We start from the raw sequence: 14,751 nt of genomic DNA, 5'->3' as shown, positions 1-14,751 counted from the left end.
GATCGATCCGTTTGTTGTTGGTGGCTCTCTTGTTTGAGCATGATCTTGTCGGAAAACCGCTCCGCACCTTTCCGGATCATGCTCTAGGGTACCGCGACTTGCCAGGTCGACACATCGACGGCGCTGACCGCCTGGCCTGCGACATTCGCATCCCGCAGCGCTTCGATGTTGAGGCCAAGATCCTCGATGCCGCGGAGGCGGTCGGGCAGCGAACGCAGCAGCGCGTGGAACTTGATCGCCTCGGCCTGCGCTTCCGCCATCGTCACCGCCTTGAAGCGGAACGCCGCCGGCCGAGATCTGCGCGAAGCGACCGAAATCCGCCGTGATCACGGTCGCGATCTTCGGATAGCCGCCACTGGTGCCGCGGTCCGGCATCAGCACGATCGGCTGGCCGTTGCCGGGCACCTGGATGCTGCCGGTCACGGTGCCGTCGGAGACGATGTTGTGGCCGTCGAGGTGCTTGATGACCGGGCCTTCGAGACGGTAGCCCATGCGGTCGCTGGTGGCCGAGATCTTCCACTCGCTGTCGATGAACAGCTTCTTGTTGTCCTCGGCGAACTCGTCGTCCTGCGGGCCGAACACGATGCGGATCGGCGTTTCGGTCGCGGCCGGCAATTCGATGCGGCGCTCGGCGGCGCCGCTGGCGACCTGCGTCTTCAATTCGTCGCCGCTCTCCAGCGGGCGCGGGTAGGGGCTGCCGAGCCCGGCGCGGGCGTTGACGGCGAGGCTGCCGAACATCGGCTCGCCTTCGATGCCGTGCTCGATCGCGAGATAGCTGAATGAGCCGCCGCGCGCGAAGCCGAGATTGAGCGTCTCGCCCTCGGCGAGCGTCGCCGAGCTGTCGAACGCGACCGGCCGGCCGCCGATGTCAGCATTGCGCGATGCCCCGGCGAGCCCGACGCGCACCGCGCCGCCGCGTGCGGTGAAGGCGGCGCCGAACGGGCCGATTTCGACCGCGGCCGCGAACGGGTCATTGCCGACCAGCGTGTTCGCAGCAGCCAGCGAAAGACGGTCCATCGCGCCGCTCGGCACCAGGCCGTAGCGCTGCGAGCCCGGGCGGCCGCCGTCCTGCACCGAGCTCGCGGGGCCGATCGAGGTGACGACGAGCTTGCTCATGGCGTCACCAGTTCTGCGACGAGCGCGCCCGCCTCGGCGGCGCGGTCCTGTTCGGCAAAGGTCTTGGCGTCGATCGCCGTGAAGGTGATCGCATCGCCCGGCTCCAGCAGGAAGGTCGGATCGCGATGCAATTGATAGGTTCGCACCGGGGTGCGGCCGAGCAGGTGCCAGCCGCTCGGCCCGGCGAGGCACTGCACGCCGGTCTGGATGCCGCCGATCGAGATGGTCCCGGCCGGGGTCAGCAGCCGGGGGTCCTTGCGCCGGGGCATGTGCAGGAATGTCTCCAGCCCGCTGAGATAGGACCAGCCGGGCGTGAAGCCGATCATGGCGACGCGATAGTCACCGGCGACGTGCCGTGCCACGATCTGGTCGGGCGTGGTGTTGAGGCTCTTGGCGACGTCCTCGAGATCGATGCCATGCTCGCCGCCATAGGTGACGGGAATCCGCCAGCGCCGCGCACCGGTCTCGGTCGGCAGCGCCTTGGCGGCGCGCGCGAGCAGCTGCTCGCCGAGCGCGTCGAAGCTGATCTGCACGGGATCGTAATGCACCAGCAGCGAGCGGTAGGTCGGCACGGTCTCGGTGATGCCGGCGATCGGCTCGGCTGCGATCACGCGGTCGAGCGCGAGCACCCGCCGGTTGGCGGCGTCATCGATGGTGCGGCTGAATTCCACCGTGATGGCGCTGTCGCCACTCGGCAAAAGGCGGGGAGGACTTAAGGGTTCGGCCATTTGGATCAAGCGACTTCGTCGGCCATCAAGCTAGCGTGTTTCGATTCAAAACGGAATTCGCTTCGTGCAAAATGATGCAGCAACTTCAATAAATTAATCGGCATGCCGGCGATAAATTTGGCTGATCGCAGCATTTTCGCGCAGCCCTTGACGCACGGCCTTTGCCCGGCAACATGCGCCGGTCTTTTCCTCCCATCGGAGCAAGCTCTCGAGATGTCACTGTCCACTGAGGCGATCACGACGCTGTCGCACGTGTCCACCGCCACCATCACCACGGTCCTGCTCAAGAAGGGCCTGCGCAACATCTGGATGCGCGGCACCAAGCCCTTGAAGCCCGGGCAGAAGCGGCTGGTCGGACCGGCCTTCACACTGCGCTTCGTGCCGGCCCGCGAGGACCTGGCGACGCCGGAATCGTGGTCGTCACCGATCTCGACCCGTACCGCGATCGAGGCGATGCCGGCGGGCTGCATTGCCGTGGTCGATGCCATGGGCATCACCGATGCCGGCATTTTCGGCGACATCCTCTGCGCGCGCATGGTCAAGCGCGGGGTGACGGCGCTGATCACCGACGGCGTGGTGCGCGACCTCGAGGGCGTGCTCGGCACCGGCCTGCCGGTCTGGTGCGACGGCTACGCTGCGCCGCCGTCGGTCGCAGGGCTGACCTTCGTCGGCTGGGGCGAACCGATCGGCTGCGGCGGCGTTGCCGTGTTTCCGAACGACGTGGTGGTGGCGGACCAGGACGGCGCGGTGCTGATCCCGCAGGCATTCCTCGACCACGTGCTGGCCGAAGGGCCAGAGCAGGAACGGATGGAAGCCTGGATCGTCAACGAGGTGAACAACGGCGCCCAGTTGCCCGGCCTTTATCCGATGAATGCCGAGACCAAGGCGCGCTACGCCGCAACCAAGAAATAACGTCAAGAGAGGGAGGTAACCCCATGGATATCCACGTTTCCGGCTCGCGGCCGACCCGCCGCGCGCCGAAGGAGAATTTCACCGGCAGCGTGCTGCAGGACCCGATCAACATGGCCCCGGCGCCGGCCCGGCTGAACGCCTCGCGGGTGTCGTTCGAGCCCGGTGCCCGCACCGCCTGGCACACCCATCCGCTCGGGCAGACGCTTTACGTGATCTCGGGCATCGGCCGCGTGCAGGCCAAGGGCGGGCCGATCCGTGAAATCCGGCCCGGTGACGTCGTCTGGATTCCGCCGAACGAGAAGCACTGGCACGGCGCTTCGCCCGGCAACAGCATGACCCATATCGCCATGCAGGAGGCGCTCGACGGCGTGTTCTCGACGTGGATGGAGCATGTCACCGACGAGGAATACAACGGCAAGCTTGGCTGAGCGCTCGTTGCTGGCCAAGTCAGAAAGCCCCGCTCGTGAGCGGGGCTTTTACTTTTCCGATGCAGGCAATCAATTCACCCGCGTCCATGTCTGGCCGCCGCAGAACATCCCGCCGAACGCGCAGCCCTGCACGCGCAGCGTGTCGGGGCTCTTCAGCGCGATGGTGGAATCGTAGGTGCTGCCGCTGTTCGGATCGAAGATGCGGCCGCTCCACTTGTCCTTGCCCGGCTTCATGTTGATCAGAACCTGTTCGCCGTTGGCGTTCGACTTCCTGTCGACCGAGTAACCGCAGAGATTGGCGCCACATTGCTCGATGCGGACCTTGCCTTCCTTTTCTTCAGTCAACCAGACGCCGAGCGGCGAGTTGGCTGCCTGCACGGGGTTCGCTGCAGGCTTCGGTGCAGGTGAGGCGGCGCCGACCGTGGGCGCCGGGATCGGACTCGCCGCCGGCGCCGCGCTTTGCTGAACAGCCGGTGGCGCCGGTGGTGGTGGCGGAGCGGTCGCTGCCGTAGCTGGAGGTGGCGCGACGCTCGTGTTCGCGGGCTCGGTCGTTGCGGCTGTCGGCGGCGCTGCCGGGGCAGCTGCCTGATCAACCGCGGCCGGTGAGGGTGATGCAGTGGCCGCGGGTGGCGTGACGGGCGTGGACGGAGAATCCGTCCTGGCGTCCTTCGGCGCCGTCTCGCGCTTCTGCTCGGCGTCCCTGTGCTTGGCGCGTTTGGAACTGCGGCCGGTGTTGTCATAGACGCCGGGGATCGAAACCGTTCCACGATCCGGATCGATGCGAATGGTGCGGCCGCCGTAATCGAATGTGTATTGGGCCTGCGCTGTCGCCGTGCTCGCCAGCACGAGCGTGGCGATCGCCAGAAGCTTCTTCATCTCGACCTCCGGTGCAGGGAATCCCGTTCGCAAGGCTATCTGGTCGCCGCCTCGTTAAACGTGTCCCAGATCACGGTCAGAACATGAGTCGTGTCCTCGCGGCTTAGGTTCAAAGCATTGGATTGCGGTTCGGTTTCAGGCCGTGCGAATCAATTCTTGGGAATGCCGGCCTGACGCTACAGGTTTATTCGAACCACGCAGCGTAGATCTTCGCGTAGCTGCCGTCTTCGTGCGAGATGTGCAGCCATTGGTCGACGAATGCCTTTAAGGCGACGTCGCGCTGCATCCAGTAGGCCTTCTCCGCGAAGTCGAATGGCTTGTCGGGATGCACGGCACAGAGCACGCCGGGGTGCAGCTTCTGCTGATAGCGTGTCTCGGACGCGTCGGTCATCATCAGGTCGGCGTCGCCCTTGGCGATCTCGTCGAAGATCCTGGTGTTGTCGTTGAAGACGCGGATGTCAGCGGTCTTCACATTGGCGCGCGCAAAGCGCTCGTTGGTACCGCCGGGGTTGACGATGACGCGGGTGCCAGGCTTGTCGATCTCGGCGAGCGTCTCGAACTTGCCCTTGTCGGCGCAGCGTGCGATCGGCGTCTTGCCCTCGCGCATGATCGGCGTCGAGAACAGGCCCTTCTTCTGCCGATCGTAGGTGATGGAGACGCCGCCCATCGCGATGTCGAAATCGTCGGCCTCGAAATCTTTCATCATTTGAGGCCACGATGTCGGCACGAACTCGACCTTGACGCCGAGCGCCTTGCCGAGCGATTGCGCCATGTCGACGTCGAAGCCGCGAAACGTCTTGGTCTCCTTGTCGAGTGCCGTGAAGGGAAGATAGTCGCCGGTCATGCCGACGCGCAGCGTGCCGCGCTTGACGATCTCGTCGAGCCGCGATGGCGCCGGCTGCGCATGCGCGGCAGACAGGAGCAACACGAGAGCGAGACCGGCCAGCGCGCGAAACATCAAATTTCTCCGTCAATTCCGATGACATGTCGTTGCGGAGCATTTAGACCAGATGGGACGATCGAGCCAGCATCGCGGGCGCAAAAGTGACCATCTCGCTCCATGAAGCATCCGTCGGCATCTATGTGCCGTATCTGCGCAATCTTTCCGCGCTGCTCGATCATGCCGAGGCTCACGCGATCGATCGCGGGTTCGGCACCGACGTGTTGCTCGGAATGCGGCTCGCGCCGAACATGTACAGCCTTCGCCAGCAGATCGGAGAAGCGAACCGGCACGTCGTCTTGAGCTGCGCGTTGCTGGCGGGGTGCGCGCCGCTTGCCTTCGCAGCGGCGGAGCCCGACATCGCCGAGTTGAGGGCGCGGATTGCCGCGACGATTGATTTTGCGCTGGGTTTGCCGCGCGAGGTGATCGACGACGCCGCCGACCGCGACGTCGTATTCACGTTCCGAAGCGGCGCGACCAGGCCATTCACCGGCAAATCGCTGATCCTGACCTTCAGCGTTCCGCAGTTCTTCTTCCATGTCGCGACCGCCTACGACATCCTGCGCCATGCCGGCGTCGATCTCGCGAAGAAGGATTTTCTGGGACCGCCGAGGCTGCCGCAGGGTTAGGCCTCGTTGCTGTCCCGGCTCATCCGCAGGGCGGCAGCAGTGCGGCTGGCGATCTCGTGTTTGAAATGCTCGAAACGCCGTCGCGCTTCGGCCTCGCGGTCGTCGACGAATTTGATCGCGGCATCCCGGTCCATCGGCCCGTTGACCAGCGGGGCCGATCCTTCGCCGACGGTCTCGTCGACATAGTACTGAGCGCCGTCCTGGCGCACCGTCCAGTGGAAGCGCAGCGCGGCCATCGGGCCTGGTCCGGACTTCGAATAGCCGTTGGCCTCGATCGGCTGGGGCGGCTGGATCGGCTCCGGCTCCGGCGCGCTCGGCTCGGGCTCACTCGTCGGCGGCTCACTGGGCTCAGCCTGTGCGACCGGCTGAGGCGGTTCGATCGGCGGCGGCTCCTCGATCGGCGCTGGCTCGACAGCCGCCGCTTCGACAGCCGCCGGTTCGGCGGGCGCGGCCTCGATGGTCACGGTCTGGATGGATACGGTCTCGACGGTAACGACTTCGACCGACGTGGGCAGGGGCGGCGGCATCGCGATGGAGACCGGCGGAGTCGGCTCAGCTGCCTTGTCGGTCTTGTCGTCGGGCGACTTGGCCTTCTCGGGAGGTATCTTGGTCTGATCGAGAATGCTCGCGATCGCGGCAAGCGCATTGTCGGTCGGGTCGCTCACTGTTCGGTCTCCCAGGCACGACGCCGGCGGAATCGTGCCGACGCCCTTCCTATCTACCTGATCTGACTGCCCTTTGTCAGCCCGTAGCTGCGGCGAGGCCGAAGCTGCGGGTTCAATCGGATGCGTTTTCCAGACGCAAACCGCCACCCATTTTGCTTGAAAACGCTCCTAAGCACAAACCGGCGGACGGCGGTCCTTCCAGGGACGCACCTGTTCGAGCTGGCCGGCCAGGCGGAACAGCAGTCCTTCCTCGCCGAGCTTGGCCGCGAACATCATGCCGAGCGGCAGTCCGGCCTCGTTCCAGGCCAGCGGCACCGACATCGCCGGCTGCCCGGACATGTTGAACATCGAGGTGCCCGGCATGTAGCGGCGCAGCACCGGCGCGATGTGGCTCAGATCCTCGGACATCGTGTTCAGCTCGCCGAGACGAAGTGGCGGCGCGCACAGGGTCGGGCTCAGGAAGATGTCGCAGCCCTCGAAGAAGGTCGCGAGCCCGCGCGAGATCTGGAATGCCGCAAGCTGCGCCGCGACATAGTCGGCCGGCGTCATCTTGACCGAGTTCTGGCCGCTGGCGAGCGTCAGCCGCTCGACGTCGTCGGACGTCAGCGTGCGCCCCACCCGCTGCTCAAGCAGGCGGATGGTCAGCGCCGTGTTGCCGCCGACGATCGTGGTCATGAGCGCGGCCGGATCGGCCGCAAGCGACGGCGCGCGCTCCTCGACGTGATGGCCGAGGCCGGCCAGCAGCTTGGCGGTGTCGCGGACCGCCGCTGATATCTCCGGATCAATCGCATCGCCATAGGGCGACTTGTCGGTGAAGCTGATGCGCAACTGACCGGGGTCGCGGCCGACTTCCTGCGAGAACGGCCGCTCCGGCGGCGGCGCGACGTAGAGGCTCGACGGCTCAGGACCGTGGATCGCATCCATCATGACGGCGCTGTCGCGGACGCTGATGCTGAGCACATGGCCGACCGAGAAGCCGCCCCAGCCTTCGCCGCGATCGGGACCGCAGGGATTGCGGGCGCGCGTCGGCTTCATGCCGAACACGCCGGAGGCGGAGGCGGGAATCCGGATCGAGCCGCCGCCGTCGCTGGCATGCGCGACCGGCAGGATGCGCGCCGCGACCGCAGCCCCGGCGCCGCCCGATGAGCCGCCGGAGGAATGCTCCAGATTCCAGGGATTGCGGGTCGGGCCGAACAGACGGGATTCCGTCGTCGGCATCAGGCCGAATTCCGGGCTCGCGCTCTTGCCGAAGATCGCAAGACCCGCATCCAGGAAGCGCTGGGTCAGCGTCCCGTTGTGGTCGGCGACGAAATCCTTCAGCAGGCTGGCGCCCGACGTGGTGCGGGTGCCCTCGAGCAGATCGAGGTCTTTCAACAGGAACGGAACGCCGGTGAACGGGCCGTCAGGCAGGCCCTTGGCGATCTGGCGCTCGGCGTAGTCGTAGTGCTTGACGACGACCGCGTTGATCTTCGGGTCGACGGCGGTGGTGCGCGCGATCGCCTCGTCGAGCAGTTCCTTTGGCGTCACCTCTTTCTTGCGGACGAGCTCGGCGAGACCGACCGCATCGTAGTTGCCGAATTCCTTGAAAGCCATGTGCATGCTCCGCATCGCCGGGCCGACCTCGCAAGGTCGGCCACAGCGCGACTAGAGCACGATCCGGAAAAGTGTGAAGCGATTTTTCCGAAAGGATCGTGCTCAAACAACAAACGAAAGCGCGATGACGTCATCGCGCCTTTGGGAAGGCTGAAGGTTCAGCCGAGGACGTCCTGGTTGATCACATTCTGGCGCAGCGGATTGCCGTCCAGCACGCTCAGGATATTGCGCGCGGTCTGCTCGCTCATGCGATCGACGGCCTCGACGGTCACGCCGGCCACATGCGGTGCCATGATCACGTTCGGCAAAGCGTGCAGCGGTTGGCCGACCGGCGGCGGTTCGACCTCGAACACGTCGAGACCGGCGCCGGCGAGCTTGCCCGACACCAGCGCATCGTGCAGCGCCTTCTCGTCGACGATGCCGCCGCGAGCGGTGTTGATGAGATAGGCGGTCGGCTTCATCAGCCCGATCCGCGCCGCGTTGAACAGGCCGACCGTTTCCGGATTCTTCGGGCAATGGATGGTGACGAAATCGGCCCGCGGCAGCGCCGCTTCGAGGCTCGACACGGCCTCGCAGCCGGCCGCGGTGATCTCGCTGGCGGGCTTGTAGGGATCGTAAACCAGCACGTTCATTTCCATCGCAAGGCAACGCTTGGCGGTGCGAGTGCCGATCCGGCCGAAGCCGACGATCAGGACGGTCTTGCCGTAGAGGTCGAAGGGCAATACGCCGAGCCGGCTCGCCCAGGTGCCGTCCTTGACCATCGTGTGCATTTCCTGCGCGCGCTTGGCCAGCGTCAGCATCATGAACAGGGCCTGCTCCGCGACCGACGGCGAGTTCGCGGTGCCTGCGACCATCAGCGGCACCTTGCGGCGGGACAGTGCCGGCACATCGACAGCGTCATAGCCGACGCCAATCCGGGTCACCACCAGCATGCCCTTGGAGGCTTCGAGCTCCGCCTCGCCGAAGCGGGTCGCGCCGAGTGCCACGCCATGGACCGGCGCGTGCTGCTCCAGCATCGCCTGGAAGTCCTTGGCCGTGATCAGGTTGGGAAATTCGATGAGTTCGACGTCGTCCCGCTCGTTGAGGAGCACCCGTGCCCCCGGCGACAGAGTCTGGGTGATGAAAATCTTCTTCTTGTTGGTGGCCATTTCCCGCCCTTGAGGTTTCTTGTGCGCCGTCAAAGGACGGCGCCGGTCACCTCGTTTAGCAAATGCATATTGTTGAGGTCCACAGCCAATCGGAGCGGGCTGCCATCCTGCGCGCCGGCATTGGGACTGACCCGGCCGCAGACCTGGGTGCCTTCGAGCGTGAAATAGACCAGGGTCTCCATGCCCATCGGCTCGGTGACGTCGAGCACCGCGTCGAACGGCTCGACGCCCGGCTCGGCATGCGGCCGCGCATCCATCACATGCTCGGGCCGGATGCCGAGCAGCAGCTTGTCGGTGCGCGAGAGGGCCTGGTAGCGGGCGGCGCGCGCCGGCGGCAGGGCGAAAGCCAGGCGATCGGTCAGCCGCACGTTGAGCTTGCCGCCGACGTCCTCGAGCCGGCACGGCACGAAGTTCATGGCGGGCGAGCCGATGAAGCTCGCGACGAAGCGGGTCGCAGGCTTGTGGTAGAGTTCGTTCGGCGTGCCGATCTGCTCGATCCTGCCGTGGTTCATCACCACCACGCGGTCGGCCAGCGTCATCGCCTCGACCTGGTCGTGGGTGACGTAGACGGTCGTGGTGCGGACCTTCTGATGCACCTTCTTGATCTCGATCCGCATCTGCACACGCAGCTTGGCGTCGAGGTTGGACAGCGGCTCGTCGAACAGGAACACCTTCGGATTGCGCACGATGGCGCGTCCCATCGCGACGCGCTGGCGCTGGCCCCCGGAGAGCTGCTTTGGCTTGCGGTCGATCAGGTCGGTGATGTCGAGCATCCGGGCCGCTTCCGTGACCCGGCTCTTGATCTCGGCCTTGGGATAGTGCTTCAGCCGCAGTCCGAACGACATGTTCTCCGCGACCGTCATGTGCGGATACAGCGCATAGTTCTGGAACACCATCGCGATGTCGCGGTCCTTCGGCGGCACGTCGTTGACGACGTCGCCGCCGATCATGATGTCGCCGTCGGAAATGTCTTCGAGGCCGGCGATCATCCGCAGCGTCGTCGACTTGCCGCAGCCGCTCGGCCCGACCAGCACCACGAACTCATGGTCGGCGATATCGAGGTCGATGCCGCGCACCGCCTCGACCTCGTCGTAACGCTTCACCACCTTGCGCAAACTAACGTCGGCCATGAATTCCTACCCTTGTCGCGTTCAACCCTTTGTCGCACCGGCCGTCAGGCCGGCAATGTAGTAGTCCATCAGGAAGGCGTAGATGATCAGCGGCGGCGCGGCGCCGAGCAGGGCGCCGGTCATGATCTGCCCCCAGTTGAAGACATCACCCTTGATCAGGGTGGTGATGATGCCGACCGGCAGCACAAGCTGATCGGTCGAGGTCGTGAACACCAGGGGATAGAGGAACTGAGCCCAGGAGACCGTGAAGGCAAAGATGGTCGCCGCGATCAGGCCGGGCAGGGCAACCGGGATGAAGATCCGGGTCAGCGTCTGGAACCAGCTCGCGCCGTCGATGATCGCGGCCTCGTCGAGCTCCTTAGGGATCGAGGCGAAATAGCCGATCATGATCCAGGTGCAGAACGGCACCGTCAGCGTCGGATAGATGAACAGCAGCACGTACCAGCGATTGACCAGCTGGATTCCGGTCCAGTCGCCGAACACGGCAAACATCTTGAACAGCGGGATGAACAGCAGGCTGTCCGGGATAAGGTAGGTGAGGAACACGCCGGTCGCGAGCGTCGCCGAGCCCCAGAACTTCATCCGCGCCAGCGCAAAGGCGGCCGGCACGCTGATCAGCATCGTGATGGTGACCACGATGATCGAGACCCAGGCCGAATTCCAGAAGAAGCGCAGGAACTGGTTCGAGGTCAAGAGCTGGACGTAGTTCTCGAGTGTGGGCTGGTGCACCCACCACGGGTTGGTCGCCGCCGAAATCTCGGCACTGCCCTTCAGCGACGTGATCAGCATGTAGAACGGCGGCGTCAGCGAGAAGATCGCGAACAGCGTCAGGAAGAAGTAGGACCAGCGCAGCGCCCAGGTCCGGTCGCGGCTCATGCTGCCGTATTTGACCTTGCGCGTCGGTCCTGCCTTGTCGATCGTCACTGTGCTCATCAGGATTCGTTCCCGCGTTTGGTGATGTCGCGCAGGATGAAGATCGCCGCGACCGCGAGGATCGGCACCATGAACAGCGAGACGCTGGCGCCGAGCGGAATGTCGCTGCCCTCGATGCCGACGCGGAACGCCCAGGTCGCGAAGATGTGGGTGTGGTCGAGCGGCCCGCCGGCGGTCAGGATGCGCACGATGTCGAAATTGGCGAAGGTCACGATCAGCGAGAACAGCGTCGTGATCGCGATGATGTTGCGCATCATCGGCAGGGTCACGTACCAGATGCGCTGCCACCAATTGGCGCCGTCGATTGCCGCCGCCTCATAGAGCTGCTCGGGCACCGATTTCAGCGCCGCCAGATACATGATCATGAAGAACGGCGCGCCGTACCAGACGTTGACGAGGATCACCGAGAAGCGCGCCCACATCGCATCGCCGGTCCACGGGATCGGTCCGATGCCGAAGAAGGACAGCGTGTAGTTGAAGGCGCTGTAGGACGGGTCGAACAGCCAGAGCCAGGCCAGTGTGCTCATCGCCGGCGGGATCACCCACGGAACGAGCAGCATGCCGCGCCATTTGCGCTGCTTGTTGGCGGGCACGTTGTGCACGAAATGCGCGACGATGAAGCCGATCAGCGCTTTGAAGACCACCGCGGAGATCGCGAAAATGCAGGACTGCTTGACCACCAGCCAGAAGGTGTCGCGCTTGAACAGGAACTCGAAATTGCCGAAGCCGACGAACTTCGTCATCGCCTTGTTCAGCGTCGCAAGGTGCAGCGAATAGAACGCCGGATAGATCACCAGCACGGCGATCAGAAGGATCAACGGCAGCGTCATCAGGAACGCGGACATCGACTTGCGACGGAGCGCGTTGCGCAGGCCGACGCGCCGTCGACCCGACTGGGCTGCGGCCGCACGGTTGGGTTGGAATGCGACATCAACCATAACGCAGGTCCCTCGCGCGGGTTGGTTGCAGGTCTTGCCGGCTTTGCGGCTGGGATGTTGAGGCGAGAGCCCGCGCGGCCGGCACGATCGGCCGGCCGTGCGGGGCTCGCATCTCGTCAGCTTCGCATGAAGCCTTCACACTCGCCCTCGGCCCAGGCGAGCGTCTTTTCCATCGCTTCACCCTGGTAGTACCGCAGGCACATCTTGGTCAGGGTGGCCTGGAAGTAGATCTGCTGCGCGACCTTGGGCGGCGCGGGCGAGGCCGCGATCGACAGCGTCTGGTGCTTGTAGGGGTTCGGGTAATGATAGAGCGTGCCCTTGGGCGGGCCTTGCTCTTCCCAGACCTTCAATGTCGTGAGCTTCTCGTAAGCCGGTAGATCATAGCCGCCGCTCGCGATCACCATCTTCTCGATCGATGCCGGCTGCGACAGGAACGTCAGCAGGCTCTTGGCCGCTTCCTTGTTCTTCGAGAACGACCAGATCGACCAGAAGAACGGCAGATAGGGCGCGAACCGTCCCTTCGGGCCGGCCGGGAACCCGTGCGTCCAGCATTGTTCGGCGACCTGCGGCGCATCGCGCTTGGCGACCGCCCACGCGCTCGGCGGGTTCATGATCATCGCGCCCTTGCCCGCGACCAGCCACTTGTTGTTGGAGGCATCGTCCCATGCGGCAACGTCCGGCGGCAGGAAGGCGAGCAGCTTCTTGTAGAATTCCAGCGCCTGGCGCACCGCGTCGGTCTTGACGGTGAGGTTGCCCTTGGCGTCGACCAGATGCGCGCCGTACGACTGGAAGATCGCGCCGGCGGTGTCGACATTGTCGCTGGTCTCGCCGAGGCCGATGCCGAACGGGAAGCCGGCCTTGTGGCAAGCTTCGGCCGCCTTCAGGAACGTGTCGAGAGTCCAGTTGTCCGCCTTCGGCGGGCTTCCGGCCGGATACATCTCCTGGACGTCGATGCCAGCGTATTTCTTCATCAGGTCGATGCGCGAGCAGGGGCCCTTGATCTGACTGCCGACGCTGGCGGGAACCCCGAGCCATTTGCCGTCGGCCTGGCCGAGATACTTCACCGTGCCGTTGACCTCGCCGTTCAGCTTGACGAGCGGATCCATGATGTCGTTGACCGGCTCGAGCAGCTCGGCATTGGCCTGCGGCCACCAGGTCGGCATCTGGAAGATATCGTGACCGGATTTCGCCTGCGCCTCGGCAGCGATGGTGACGATGTTCTTGTTGCCCTGGCTGGTGATGTAGTCGATCTGGACCTCGACCTTTTCCTTGGCGGCCCATTCGTTGACGAGCTCGGTGGAGGCACTGTTCGCGCCCGGCACCCAGTGATCCCAGAAGCCCATCGAGAGCTTGCCGGCTGCGTAGGCGCCACGCACGTAGGGGGCTGTGATGAGCGCCGCCGATGACAGCGCTGTCGCCGCAACGAATTCTCGGCGCGAAAGCTTCTTCCGTGACATGGCATTCCCTCCCTGGTCGCCAACGGACAAAAGACTTTTTCGAATCCCGTTGTTGTTTTGTGCGTCGCGTTCGCGCGACGTCGCGGGATTTCGTTCATGCCGATCAGAACAGAATTGCCGGCGGCTGTCGAGAAACGAGATGCCTGTGCCACGTAGTACTAACGTTGTGGTCAAATCGCAGGCAGCGTCATCAGCATCACAGCGATTGCCGGCGGTTTGACGCGCTTCCCGCCATCATGCTGCGACGCACGCGGAGATTGGCGAAGCCGTGATCGGGGACGCTGCGCGGTTGAGCCGCAGCTTGTTCAGCCGAGCCTGATCCAACCGTGTTCCGTCATGTTGATGCCCAGCCCGGCCGATAGACTTGCCGAAGGCGGAGACGATAAGGTCGGATTCGTCGACCTACCCGCGCTTCCATTCTGCAATCCACCATCGATCACGGAGACCCGATCATGCTCATCCCGGTAGCGAAGCTGCGAGCACAATGGAGATTGTGCGCCGCGGTTGGGGCCGCCACCGTCACGCTGCTTGCAGTGCCTCATATGGTCGATGCGCAGATCGTGCAGGGCGTGGAGCAGGGCGCGCGCGAAGGCAACAAGGCCGCCGGACCGGTTGGCGGGGTTCTCGGCGGAGCCATCGGCGGCGTGGTCGGGGTTGTGACCGGCGTGACCGGGGTGTTGACCGGCAACAACGGCAATCCCAATGCCGGCAACGGCAAGAACGCGCAGGCTCCAGCGTCCGGTGACAAGCAGGGCGCCAAGGCCGCCAAATCGGCCAAGGCCGCCGCCAAGGACAAGGGCGCCAAGCAAGCGCCGACGGTGCTGACCCAGGCCGGCGCACCGCAGCTCACGGCCGAACAGATCGTCGCCAATAGCGACGCCAATATCGAGCGGATCAAGAAGGAGCTCAACCTGACGCCGGAGCAGGAGAAGAACTGGGCCGGCTTCAACAGTGCGATGCACTATCTCGGGCATAACGGCGCCGACCGGCTCAACCTGCGCATTGCACGCGCGCAGCGCGATCCGCCTGACGACATCATCGAGCAGATGCGCAACGAGGCCCAGTTCCTCAATGATCGCGCGGTCGATCAGCGCGGCGTCGCCGACGCTGCCGAGCCGCTTTACGCCAGCCTCGACGACAAGCAGAAACAAATCTTCATCAATGAAATGGTCCGCCTCAGCCACGAGCGCGGGCTCGACTAGCGAGCGTCCGGCGGCGAAGTGGGGACGAATAGCCGGGCTACCATGCCCTGGGGTAG

The 14,751-nt window shown here is 64.8% G+C and carries 14 protein-coding genes and 1 pseudogene; 4 read left to right on the top strand and 11 right to left on the bottom strand.

Features of this window, described 5'->3' with window-relative positions; all coding sequences use genetic code 11:
- Positions 1–83 precede the first annotated feature (83 nt).
- Positions 84–1,116 (bottom strand): annotated as a pseudogene (locus ALC15_RS32160) (5-oxoprolinase subunit C family protein).
- Complete coding sequence (gene pxpB, locus ALC15_RS32155) at positions 1,113–1,844, bottom strand: 5-oxoprolinase subunit PxpB (protein ID WP_050630762.1); 732 nt, start codon at positions 1,842–1,844, stop codon at positions 1,113–1,115. The pseudogene ALC15_RS32160 and the gene pxpB overlap by 4 nt, the downstream one beginning before the upstream one ends.
- Positions 1,845–2,057: 213 nt before the next feature.
- On the opposite strand from pxpB, the gene ALC15_RS32150 reads away from it, so the two are divergent.
- Entirely contained in the window at positions 2,058–2,756 is a 699-nt protein-coding gene (locus tag ALC15_RS32150; RefSeq protein WP_050630761.1) for a ribonuclease activity regulator RraA, read from the top strand.
- 23 nt (positions 2,757–2,779) lie between these two features.
- Entirely contained in the window at positions 2,780–3,184 is a 405-nt protein-coding gene (locus ALC15_RS32145; protein WP_029081862.1) for a (R)-mandelonitrile lyase, read from the top strand.
- A 69-nt stretch (positions 3,185–3,253) separates the two neighbouring features.
- On the opposite strand, the gene ALC15_RS32140 is transcribed toward ALC15_RS32145, so the two are convergent.
- Both ALC15_RS32140 and ALC15_RS32135 read right to left on the bottom strand, forming a co-directional pair.
- Complete coding sequence (locus tag ALC15_RS32140) at positions 3,254–4,060, bottom strand: DUF2147 domain-containing protein (protein WP_050630760.1); 807 nt, start codon at positions 4,058–4,060, stop codon at positions 3,254–3,256.
- A gap of 184 nt (positions 4,061–4,244) precedes the next feature.
- The gene (locus ALC15_RS32135) at positions 4,245–5,018 is read right to left on the bottom strand and encodes a transporter substrate-binding domain-containing protein (RefSeq protein WP_050630759.1); all 774 of its coding nucleotides are present in this window, start codon (positions 5,016–5,018) and stop codon (positions 4,245–4,247) included.
- Positions 5,019–5,104: 86 nt separating this feature from the next.
- Between ALC15_RS32135 and ALC15_RS32130 the strand changes: the two genes are divergently transcribed.
- On the top strand, positions 5,105–5,629 hold the full coding sequence (locus ALC15_RS32130) for a DUF1993 domain-containing protein (protein ID WP_050630758.1): 525 nt from the start codon (positions 5,105–5,107) through the stop codon (positions 5,627–5,629).
- On the opposite strand, the gene ALC15_RS32125 is transcribed toward ALC15_RS32130, so the two are convergent.
- From ALC15_RS32125 to ALC15_RS32095, 7 genes are all read right to left on the bottom strand, one after another.
- Positions 5,626–6,294, bottom strand: coding sequence for a hypothetical protein (locus ALC15_RS32125; RefSeq protein ID WP_050630757.1), 669 nt, complete (start codon positions 6,292–6,294; stop codon positions 5,626–5,628). The two genes, ALC15_RS32130 and ALC15_RS32125, sit on opposite strands and share 4 nt — an antisense overlap.
- 168 nt (positions 6,295–6,462) lie before the next feature.
- Positions 6,463–7,887 carry an amidase gene (locus tag ALC15_RS32120; RefSeq protein WP_050630756.1) on the bottom strand — a complete coding sequence of 475 codons (1,425 nt, stop codon included), beginning with the start codon at positions 7,885–7,887 and terminating at the stop codon, positions 6,463–6,465.
- A 158-nt stretch (positions 7,888–8,045) separates the two neighbouring features.
- Positions 8,046–9,035 (bottom strand): hydroxyacid dehydrogenase, encoded by a 990-nt coding sequence (locus ALC15_RS32115; protein WP_050630755.1) that lies wholly within the window; start codon positions 9,033–9,035, stop codon positions 8,046–8,048.
- A 29-nt stretch (positions 9,036–9,064) separates the two neighbouring features.
- A complete protein-coding gene (locus ALC15_RS32110; protein ID WP_050630754.1) occupies positions 9,065–10,165 on the bottom strand; it encodes an ABC transporter ATP-binding protein in 1,101 nt (366 codons plus the stop codon).
- A gap of 21 nt (positions 10,166–10,186) precedes the next feature.
- Positions 10,187–11,098, bottom strand: a complete 912-nt coding sequence (locus ALC15_RS32105; protein ID WP_021082228.1) for a carbohydrate ABC transporter permease — start codon at positions 11,096–11,098, stop codon at positions 10,187–10,189.
- Entirely contained in the window at positions 11,098–12,036 is a 939-nt protein-coding gene (locus ALC15_RS32100; protein ID WP_050630753.1) for a carbohydrate ABC transporter permease, read from the bottom strand. The genes ALC15_RS32105 and ALC15_RS32100 overlap by 1 nt, the downstream gene beginning before the upstream one ends.
- Positions 12,037–12,152: 116 nt before the next feature.
- On the bottom strand, positions 12,153–13,493 hold the full coding sequence (locus tag ALC15_RS32095) for an ABC transporter substrate-binding protein (RefSeq protein WP_050630752.1): 1,341 nt from the start codon (positions 13,491–13,493) through the stop codon (positions 12,153–12,155).
- Between the two features lie 452 nt (positions 13,494–13,945).
- Between ALC15_RS32095 and ALC15_RS32090 the strand changes: the two genes are divergently transcribed.
- On the top strand, positions 13,946–14,695 hold the full coding sequence (locus ALC15_RS32090) for a Spy/CpxP family protein refolding chaperone (protein WP_050630751.1): 750 nt from the start codon (positions 13,946–13,948) through the stop codon (positions 14,693–14,695).
- The last annotated feature ends 56 nt before the right edge of the window (positions 14,696–14,751 follow it).

Origin of the sequence: Bradyrhizobium viridifuturi, assembly GCF_001238275.1 — a bacterium.
In the GTDB taxonomy this organism is placed as follows: domain Bacteria; phylum Pseudomonadota; class Alphaproteobacteria; order Rhizobiales; family Xanthobacteraceae; genus Bradyrhizobium; species Bradyrhizobium viridifuturi.
This window is presented reverse-complemented; position numbering and strand designations above follow the sequence as displayed.

Excerpts from the sequence above, each read along its gene's own strand:
- ALC15_RS32140 (WP_050630760.1), bottom strand. The coding sequence starts at position 4,060 with ATGAAGAAGCTTCTGGCGATCGCCACGCTCGTGCTGGCGAGCACGGCG.
- ALC15_RS32090 (WP_050630751.1), top strand. The coding sequence starts at position 13,946 with ATGCTCATCCCGGTAGCGAAGCTGCGAGCACAATGGAGATTGTGCGCC.
- ALC15_RS32150 (WP_050630761.1), top strand. The coding sequence starts at position 2,058 with ATGTCACTGTCCACTGAGGCGATCACGACGCTGTCGCACGTGTCCACC.
- ALC15_RS32145 (WP_029081862.1), top strand. The coding sequence starts at position 2,780 with ATGGATATCCACGTTTCCGGCTCGCGGCCGACCCGCCGCGCGCCGAAG.
- ALC15_RS32135 (WP_050630759.1), bottom strand. The coding sequence starts at position 5,018 with ATGTTTCGCGCGCTGGCCGGTCTCGCTCTCGTGTTGCTCCTGTCTGCC.
- pxpB (WP_050630762.1), bottom strand. The coding sequence starts at position 1,844 with ATGGCCGAACCCTTAAGTCCTCCCCGCCTTTTGCCGAGTGGCGACAGC.
- ALC15_RS32095 (WP_050630752.1), bottom strand. The coding sequence starts at position 13,493 with ATGTCACGGAAGAAGCTTTCGCGCCGAGAATTCGTTGCGGCGACAGCG.
- ALC15_RS32115 (WP_050630755.1), bottom strand. The coding sequence starts at position 9,035 with ATGGCCACCAACAAGAAGAAGATTTTCATCACCCAGACTCTGTCGCCG.
- ALC15_RS32105 (WP_021082228.1), bottom strand. The coding sequence starts at position 11,098 with ATGAGCACAGTGACGATCGACAAGGCAGGACCGACGCGCAAGGTCAAA.
- ALC15_RS32120 (WP_050630756.1), bottom strand. The coding sequence starts at position 7,887 with ATGGCTTTCAAGGAATTCGGCAACTACGATGCGGTCGGTCTCGCCGAG.
- ALC15_RS32110 (WP_050630754.1), bottom strand. The coding sequence starts at position 10,165 with ATGGCCGACGTTAGTTTGCGCAAGGTGGTGAAGCGTTACGACGAGGTC.
- ALC15_RS32100 (WP_050630753.1), bottom strand. The coding sequence starts at position 12,036 with ATGGTTGATGTCGCATTCCAACCCAACCGTGCGGCCGCAGCCCAGTCG.